The organism is Thermogemmatispora sp. (assembly GCF_019683755.1).
Lineage (GTDB): Bacteria > Chloroflexota > Ktedonobacteria > Ktedonobacterales > Ktedonobacteraceae > Thermogemmatispora.
Genome location: NZ_JADGHT010000226.1, coordinates 1 through 7,673, shown reverse-complemented (window position 1 = coordinate 7,673; position 7,673 = coordinate 1). Strand labels below are relative to the sequence as shown.

The 7,673-nt window shown below is 64.3% G+C and carries 6 protein-coding genes; 5 read left to right on the top strand and 1 reads right to left on the bottom strand.

Annotated features, from left to right (window positions below):
* Positions 1 to 437 (bottom strand): hypothetical protein (locus IRZ24_RS14010; RefSeq protein WP_297165292.1); only part of this gene is annotated, 437 nt, incomplete at its 3' end.
* A 454-nt stretch (positions 438 to 891) separates the two neighbouring features.
* Between IRZ24_RS14010 and IRZ24_RS14005 the strand changes: the two genes are divergently transcribed.
* The 5 genes from IRZ24_RS14005 to IRZ24_RS13985 form a co-directional block, all read left to right on the top strand.
* A complete protein-coding gene (locus IRZ24_RS14005; RefSeq protein ID WP_297165290.1) occupies positions 892 to 1,791 on the top strand; it encodes a class I SAM-dependent methyltransferase in 900 nt (299 codons plus the stop codon).
* Positions 1,792 to 2,049: 258 nt separating this feature from the next.
* Positions 2,050 to 3,870 carry a beta-glucuronidase gene (gene uidA, locus IRZ24_RS14000; protein WP_297165289.1) on the top strand — a complete coding sequence of 607 codons (1,821 nt, stop codon included), beginning with the start codon at positions 2,050 to 2,052 and terminating at the stop codon, positions 3,868 to 3,870.
* A 496-nt stretch (positions 3,871 to 4,366) separates the two neighbouring features.
* Positions 4,367 to 5,689 (top strand): MFS transporter, encoded by a 1,323-nt coding sequence (locus IRZ24_RS13995; protein ID WP_297165287.1) that lies wholly within the window; start codon positions 4,367 to 4,369, stop codon positions 5,687 to 5,689.
* A gap of 83 nt (positions 5,690 to 5,772) precedes the next feature.
* Positions 5,773 to 6,582: a putative hydro-lyase gene (locus IRZ24_RS13990; RefSeq protein WP_366914298.1), complete on the top strand. Its 810-nt coding sequence runs from the start codon at positions 5,773 to 5,775 to the stop codon at positions 6,580 to 6,582.
* 114 nt (positions 6,583 to 6,696) lie between these two features.
* Positions 6,697 to 7,673: hydantoinase/oxoprolinase family protein (locus IRZ24_RS13985; protein WP_297165283.1), on the top strand; the 977-nt coding region annotated here is incomplete at its 3' end.

Sequence of the window (7,673 nt, the reverse complement as noted above, 5' to 3'; positions counted from 1 at the left end):
GCCGGGGGGGCCACTCGGATTCCCGTCGCTCGCCTTAAGGACAGACGCAACAGGAGCCAGCAAGCATCGGCGGTCTGCACACTACTGCGCCGCAGCTCGCCGCCCGCGGGCGCAGCGACTGACCACGGCAGACCGGCGCCAGCCACACTCGTCAAGGCTCTGGCCTGCTCCTCATCAGTGTGCAAGACAGCCAGGAGCTGCAGCCTCTCTGGAGCGGTAGGCCTGGAAGCCTGCGGCGTGGCCTGCCAGTCCAGGAAGAGCGCACCATGTTCGGCGGCTGTCCTCTCGCGCAGAGCCTCTAGCACGGCTGCCGCCACCTCGACCAGCGGCGCCGTTGCCAGGGCCGGCAGCAGGGCCTGCAACTCTCGTCGGAGAGAGGCAGCCCGCTCCTCCTGAGCGATTCCATCAGCAGACAAAGAGCGATCGCGATAGCTCATAAGGCGGCTCCTGACTGGATTCCCATCGCAATAAGGGTCCTGGCCTGCTCTGCCTCTGCCCTGCCTGGCTCAAGCAGCGAACGCAAGACCTGCCCTGCCTGAGCTGAGCGCGCTGCGGCGAGCAGCCACGCCTGGCGCAGGGACGCGCGGGCTGCTCTCATTCTAGCAGAGGCTGAATCACGGTCGCATCACGCCCGGCTTCCCCTCCCTCACAAATACATCACAGCCCGGCCCCCCCTTTCACGGCCCGACATCTTCCGATCTCCTTGCACGCCAGATGCTCTTGAACCTGTCGAGTTCTCTGCGCCTGAAAACCGCGCTGCACTGGGAAAGAATAGACTTGCGCCCATGAGAGAAGCATGGTACCATGCTGGCAAAGCACAAAAGGATAACGCGCGCAGGACAGTCGGCTTGCCTACCCTGCTCCGGCTGCCGGGAAAGAAGGAGGAAAGGCATGGACGAGCGCCATGAGGCGCGGCCAAACAGCAATACCTATGTGATTGACTCAGAAGAGGCTGCCGAGCTGGCTCGCCTGATGCAGCAAGACCGCATCTTGACCGAGGCCCTGGGGGGACTCTTTCCCGAGGGGCGCCTTCTGCCTGAAGATGGGTGCCTGCTTGATCTGGCCTGTGGCCCCGGAGGCTGGGCTTTGGAGGTTGCCTTTGCCTATCCTCACGTTGAGGTCATTGGGGTCGACATCAGTCCCCCGATCGTGCAGTATGCCAACGCGCAAGCGGTCTCGCGACGCCTCTCCAACGTACACTTTCGCGTAATGAACGTCATGGAGCCGCTTGATTTCCCCGACTCCTCCTTCGACCTGATCAATGGACGTCTGATGTGCGGCTTCATGCGCGCCGAAGCCTGGCCCAAATTGCTCGCAGAGTGTCGGCGCCTGCTCAAGCCTGGTGGAGTGCTGCGCCTGACCGAGATGGAGCCAACCCTGACCACCAGCCCAGCCTTTGAGCGCTTCTCGGCACTGGGATCACTGGCCATGCAGCGTGCTGGCCAGAGCTTCTCACCGGATGCGCGCCACTTCGGGATCACCGTCGTGCTGCCTAGCCTCTTGCGCCGCGCTGGCTTTGTTGATGTGCATTTCCACCCCGTCACGATCGAATGGTCGGCAGATACCCCCTATCACTACCCTTTCTTTAAGGACTACCTCGTCTTTCTCGACCTCATTCAGCCGTTCATGGTGCGCATGGGCGTGGCAAGCCGCGAGGAGCTGAGGCGCCTCTATCAGCAGGCCATCGCCGAGCTGCAGCAAGAAGATTTCTGCGCCATCTGGAATTTCTTGCTCGTCTGGGGCCAGAAGCCAAAGGAAGAGGCCCGCGCGCTCCCCGGGAGCAGCTCCTGAACGCGACTGCGGCTACAATAGGGGATAGAGAGATCAGCCAGTCCGGCCTAGCCTGGTGCTGGGATGCTGGCGGACAGATGGCCAGCCATAGGAGGGCTGGCGGCAAGCAGAAGCGCTCAGAGCGAGCCAGAGGCTGGCTGGTCTCCCTGAACGCGGCGATCGCTGGGCAGCATCACCGGCTGCTGCCTCTGGGGCAGCCTGCGGAGCTGCCAGTACCCCAGCCGCCGAGCAGAACAGGAGAGGAGAGAGAGACGCGCCATGCTCTATCCGCTCATGACCGCCACACGGGAAGTCTTTGACCTCAGCGGCATCTGGCAATTTCGTCTGGACCCGGGTCAGGGCCTGGCCGAGCGTTGGTATGAGCGCCCGCTGCGCCAAAGCGTGCCCATGCCGGTACCGGCCTCGTACAACGAACTCGGCGAAGAAGCCGCCTATCGCGAACACGTTGGACGCGTCTGGTACGAGCGGGAGCTGATCATTCCCCGCCGGCTGTGGGGGCAGCGCCTTGTCTTGCGCTTCGGGGCTGTGGCCCACACGGCGCACGTCTATCTCAACGGGCAGCCGCTGATCACCCATCGTGGCGGCTTCACACCTTTTGAAGCTGAGATCACAGCCCTGGCCCAGCCGGGCAAGAACCGCCTGACTGTCCTGGTCGATAATACCCTCGACTACAGCACCCTCCCCGTAGCCCACTATCGTGAGGAGCCTCTGCCTGACGGCACTCGCCTGATCAGCGATACGCCCAACTTCGATTTCTTCAACTACGCCGGCATTCATCGCCCCGTCCGTCTCTACACGACACCCGCCACCTACATCCGCGATATCGTTCTGACGAGTACCCTGGCTGAGGGCGATGGCCTGGTCGGCTATCGCATCGCCGTCGAGGGAGCCGAGCGCGAGACAGTAACGGTGCGTGTGACGCTGCTGGACGCCGAGGGCAGAACTGTCGCCGCAGGTGAGGGCACTCAAGGCCAGCTACGCATCAAAGACGTGCACCTGTGGGAGCCGGGCCATCCCTATCTCTATACATGCCGGGTCGAACTCTGGCGCCCGGGCGAGACGAGCGAGTGTCTGGACAGCTACGAAGAACCGTATGGCGTGCGTACGGTGGCCGTCGAAGATGGGCAGTTTCTGCTCAACGGCAAGCCCTTCTATTTCAAGGGGTGTGGCAAACACGAAGATTTTCCCGTGCATGGGCGCGGTTTCGACGAAGCCGTCTATGTCAAGGACCTCAGCCTCTTGCGCTGGCTGGGCGCCAACTCCTTCCGCACCTCGCACTATCCCTATGCTGAGGAAGTCATGCGCCTGGCCGATCGACTAGGGCTGGTGGTCATCGACGAAGTGCCGGCGGTAGGCCTGCACCTCAACCTCAGTCCCAGCGCAGGCCCCAGCAAGCGCCAGACCTGGCGCGAGCTAACGACGGCGGCCCAGCACGAGCAGGCTCTGCGCGAGCTAATCGCGCGCGACAAAAACCACGCCTGTGTTGTCATGTGGTCGATCGCCAACGAGCCGGCCACCGAAGAAGAAGGGGCGCGCGCCTACTTTGAGCCGCTGCTGCACCTGGCGCGCCAGCTTGACCCCCAGCGACGTCCCCTGACCATCGCCCTGCAGATGCTGGCGACGCCGGCCACCGATACCGTCACTGACCTGCTCGATGTCATCGCGCTCAACCGCTACTATGGCTGGTATGTGCATGGCGGGCGCCTGGAGGCGGCGCAAGCCCTGCTGCGGGCGGAGCTAGAGGCATGGAGGCAGCGGCTGCCGGGCAAGCCGATCCTACTGAGCGAGTACGGCGCCGATGCCATTGCCGGCCTGCATGATGAGCCGCCGACCATGTTCTCAGAGGAATATCAGGCGGCGCTACTGCAGGCCTATCACGAGGTCCTGGATGCCTGTCCGGCGGTCATCGGTGAGCATGTCTGGAACTTTGCCGACTTCCAAACCGGGCAGAGCATCACGCGCGTGCAGGGCAATCGCAAAGGGATCTTTACCCGCGAGCGACGGCCCAAGCTGGCGGCCCACCTACTACGTAAGCGCTGGCGAGCCATTCCCGATTTCGGCTACAAGGCCGGGAAATAGGCGGCTCGCCAGCGGTCGTCAGCGCCTCTCCTGGAGGCCCGTCGCCAACGATTGCTATCCCGCAGAGGCATTTCAGCCACAGGTACCAGAGTCTGGTGGCCTTCTCCTCATCTCCGGCCCTGCTCAGAGCGTGCCGCCACTGGCGGGCGGGGGCCTGCTGGCCAGGCCGATACGGTGAGATAAGAAGGCCCAGACCAGTGAGGGAGAGCAGATGATCCCTGTTTGTCCTCCCGCTGGGCTGGCGGATTGGCTCGCGCTCGGGTAGTGTCTTCTCTATCATAGCTGAGCTGAACGGAACGGAGGCAGAGGGATCTGCCCCTGGCCAAGCCGCCAGGGGCCGGTCGAAGCTGCCAGCTCGCCGGGCTGGTCTGGCGCCCTGGCGATCAGCGCTGCTTCTCAGCCGGGCACTCCGCCAGAGACTGAGCTGTGATGTGAGCGGTCTTTGCTTCACTCCTGTTCCCTATTTGTTCGCTGACATGAGGGAGGACCCACGACCATGAACGTTGAGCAAGGCCACAGTGGCAGCAGCCTCGCTGCCCCCCAGCGTAGTCGCCTCCTTTCGCTGGATTGGTACCGCACCCTACGCGGCTCCTCCAGACATGCTTTTTGGGCCGCCTTTCTCGGCTACGCCCTCGATGCCTTTGACTACCAGATCTTTTCCTTCGTGCTGACGGCCACGGCGGCGGCCTTTGGGCTGACAACCGGTCAATCGGGCCTGATCGCCACGGTGACGCTGGTCGTCTCGGCCTTTGGGGGCATCCTGGCCGGTGTCCTGGCCGATCTGATCGGGCGTGTCCGCACCTTGATGCTGACGATCGCCGTCTATTCGCTCTTTACCTTTCTCTCGGGCCTGGCCCCTAACTACGGCTTTCTCTTGCTCTTCCGTTCGCTGCAGGGTCTGGGCTTCGGCGGCGAGTGGGCCGCCGGTGCCATTCTCATCGCTGAGGTGGCTGACCCGGCCCAGCGCGGGCGTGTGCTCGGCATGGTGCAAAGCTCGTGGGCCGTGGGCTGGGGGCTGGCGCTGGTAGCCTATACCCTGGTCTTCTCCTTCTTCCCGGCCTCCATAGCCTGGCGCATCTCCTTCTGCCTGGGCATTCTGCCCGGCCTGCTGACGCTCTATGTGCGTGCGCGCGTGCCAGAGCCAGAGGTCTTTGTCCAGACGCGCGCTGCCGAGCAGCAGGCCGCCGGGGGCCGGGTACCCAGTACGCGCAGCTCGTTGCTGCAGATCTTTCAGCCCGACCTGCTTGGGCGCACGCTGCCCGCGACGCTGCTGGCCATTGGGGCCCAGGGCGGCTATTATGCCGTCTTTACCTGGCTGCCAACCTTCCTCAAGACGGTGCGCCATCTCTCGGTGGTGGGTAGCGCCCCCTATCTGGCGGTGGTGATTATCGGCTCCTTTATCGGTTATGTGACCAGCGGCTACATCAATGACTGGCTGGGGCGCCGTCCGACCTTTGCCATCTACGCTCTGTGTAGTGCCGCTTTGATTTTCCTCTATACCCAGATTCCGGCTGGGGCCAATGGGCTGCTGCTGGTCCTGGGGGCGCCGCTGGGCTTCTTCGCCTCGGGCATCTTCAGCGGCTTTGGCTCCTTCCTGGCTGAGATCTTTCCGTCGCGAGCGCGTGGGGCCGGTCAGGGCTTCTGTTACAATTTCGGGCGTGGTGTGGGGGCCTTCTTCCCCACAATTATCGGCTTCTTGTCGGCGGCCATCGGCCTGGGTGGGGCCATCGGCTTCGGCGCCTGCGCTTATGCTCTCTGTCTGATCGCCCTGCTGCTGCTGCCGGAGACGCGTGGAAAGCGTCTGGTGGCGGTGGATTAGTGCTGCTGGTGCTGCTGGTGCTGCTCTCGCGCTCGTTGGTCTGTTTGCTGGTGTGAAAGGAGATTTTGAGGCTTGCCATGCAGATGGAGAAGCTTGCTCGTCTGAGCGCGGCGGAGGCGCGCCAGTTGATTCGCGCGGGCCGCTGGCGCCGTCCGACGACTGGCCTGGCCCTGGGCTATGTCCAGGCCAATCTAGTGATCCTGCCTGCCGACTGGGCTGAGGAGTTTGCCGACTTCTGTCGGCTCAATCCCCAGGCGCTGCCGCTGCTGGAGATGACGGCCCCTGGTGATCCCGAGCCGCGCCGTCTGGCGCCCGGGGCCGATCTGCGCACTGATCTGCCGCGCTACCGTGTCTATCGTGCGGGCCGGCTGGTCGAAGAGCGGGAGGATCTCCTCCCGCTTTGGCGCCCTGATCTGGTGGCCTTCTTGCTGGGCTGCTCCTTCTCGGCGGAGCGGGCCTTGCTGGAGGCCGGCGTCCGCCTGCGCCATCTGGAGGAGGGGCGCAATGTGGCCATGTACCGTACGGGGCTTCCCTGTCAGGCGACGGCCCGCTTGCATGGGCCGCTGGTGGTGAGCATGCGCCCGCTCAAGCGCGACGAGGTGGCGCGCGCGAGCGAGGTGACGGCGCGCTATCCACTGGCGCATGGGGCGCCGCTCCACTGCGGCGAGCCGGCGGCCCTGGGTATTCCTGATCTGGCCCGCCCCGACTGGGGCGACCCTCTGGCGCTGGCCCCCGATGAGGTGCCGGTCTTTTGGGCCTGTGGCGTCACCCCGCAGGCGGTGATTATGGAGAGCCAGCCGCCGCTTGCTATCACTCATGCCCCGGGCTATATGTTTATTACCGATTGGCGCGACCAGGATATCGAGCAGCGCACCAGTGCCTGGGTGCTCTAACGAGCCTGGCGCTCTGAGTGCTGAAGGGCAGGGCAGGCTCCGTCTGCGCTGCGCTGGCCAGCTTGCTGCTTGTCGCTCGTAGTAGAGGAGAGAGGTCTGTCGAGGAGCACAGGAATGACTGCTATTCTTGCTGGAGTTGATACGGGAGGCACATTTACCGATCTGGTGCTCTTTCAGGAGGGAAGGCTGCGCGTCCATAAGGTTTTCTCGACGCCGCATGATCCGTCGCAGGCCATCCTGGAAGGCCTCCAGGAGCTGGGCGCTCTACCGCGCCTGCGTACGCTGGTCCACGGTTCAACGGTGGCCACTAATGCGGTGCTGGAAGGCAAGGGGGCGCGGACCGGCCTGATTACTACGGCGGGCTTTCGCGATGTCTTGGAGATCGGGCGGCAGACGCGGCCCAGTCTCTATAATCTGCGCGTGCAGAAGGTGCCGCCCCTGGTGCCGCGTGAGCGGCGGGTCGAGGTTGTCGAGCGCCTCAATGAGCGCGGCGAGGTGCTCGTCCCCCTGGATGAGGGTTCGCTAGAAGAGGCGCTGACCAGGCTGGAGCGCGAGCAGGTGGAGGCCGTGGCGGTGGTGCTGCTCTTTAGCTTTGCCAATCCGGCCCACGAGCGGCGTGTGGCTGAGGCGGCCCGGCAGCGAGGCTGGTATGTCTCGGCCTCAGCGGAGGTCTTGCCGGAGTTCCGCGAGTATGAGCGCACCAGTACGCTGGTGCTCAATGCCTATGTTGGCCCGCTGATCGATCGCTATCTGGGGCAACTGGAGCAGGCGCTGCCGGCGGGCACGGGGCTGCGTATCATGCAGTCAAACGGGGGCTCGATTTCGAGCGCGATGGCGCGGCGCGAGGCGGCGCGGACGTTGCTGTCAGGGCCGGCAGCGGGGGTAGTGGGCGCACGCTTTGTGGCCCGCGCTTCGGGCATCGAGCGGCTGATTGCTCTCGATATCGGCGGCACGTCGACCGATGTGTCGCTGGTCGATGGGGCGATTACGGAGACGACCGACGGGCGCATCGGGGGCCATCCGACGAAGCTGCCGATGATCGATATCCATACGGTGGGGGCTGGTGAGGGCAGCCTGGCCTGGTTCGATCT

Excerpts from the sequence above, each read along its gene's own strand:
- IRZ24_RS14005 (WP_297165290.1), top strand. The coding sequence starts at position 892 with ATGGACGAGCGCCATGAGGCGCGGCCAAACAGCAATACCTATGTGATT.
- uidA (WP_297165289.1), top strand. The coding sequence starts at position 2,050 with ATGCTCTATCCGCTCATGACCGCCACACGGGAAGTCTTTGACCTCAGC.
- IRZ24_RS13995 (WP_297165287.1), top strand. The coding sequence starts at position 4,367 with ATGAACGTTGAGCAAGGCCACAGTGGCAGCAGCCTCGCTGCCCCCCAG.
- IRZ24_RS13990 (WP_366914298.1), top strand. The coding sequence starts at position 5,773 with ATGGAGAAGCTTGCTCGTCTGAGCGCGGCGGAGGCGCGCCAGTTGATT.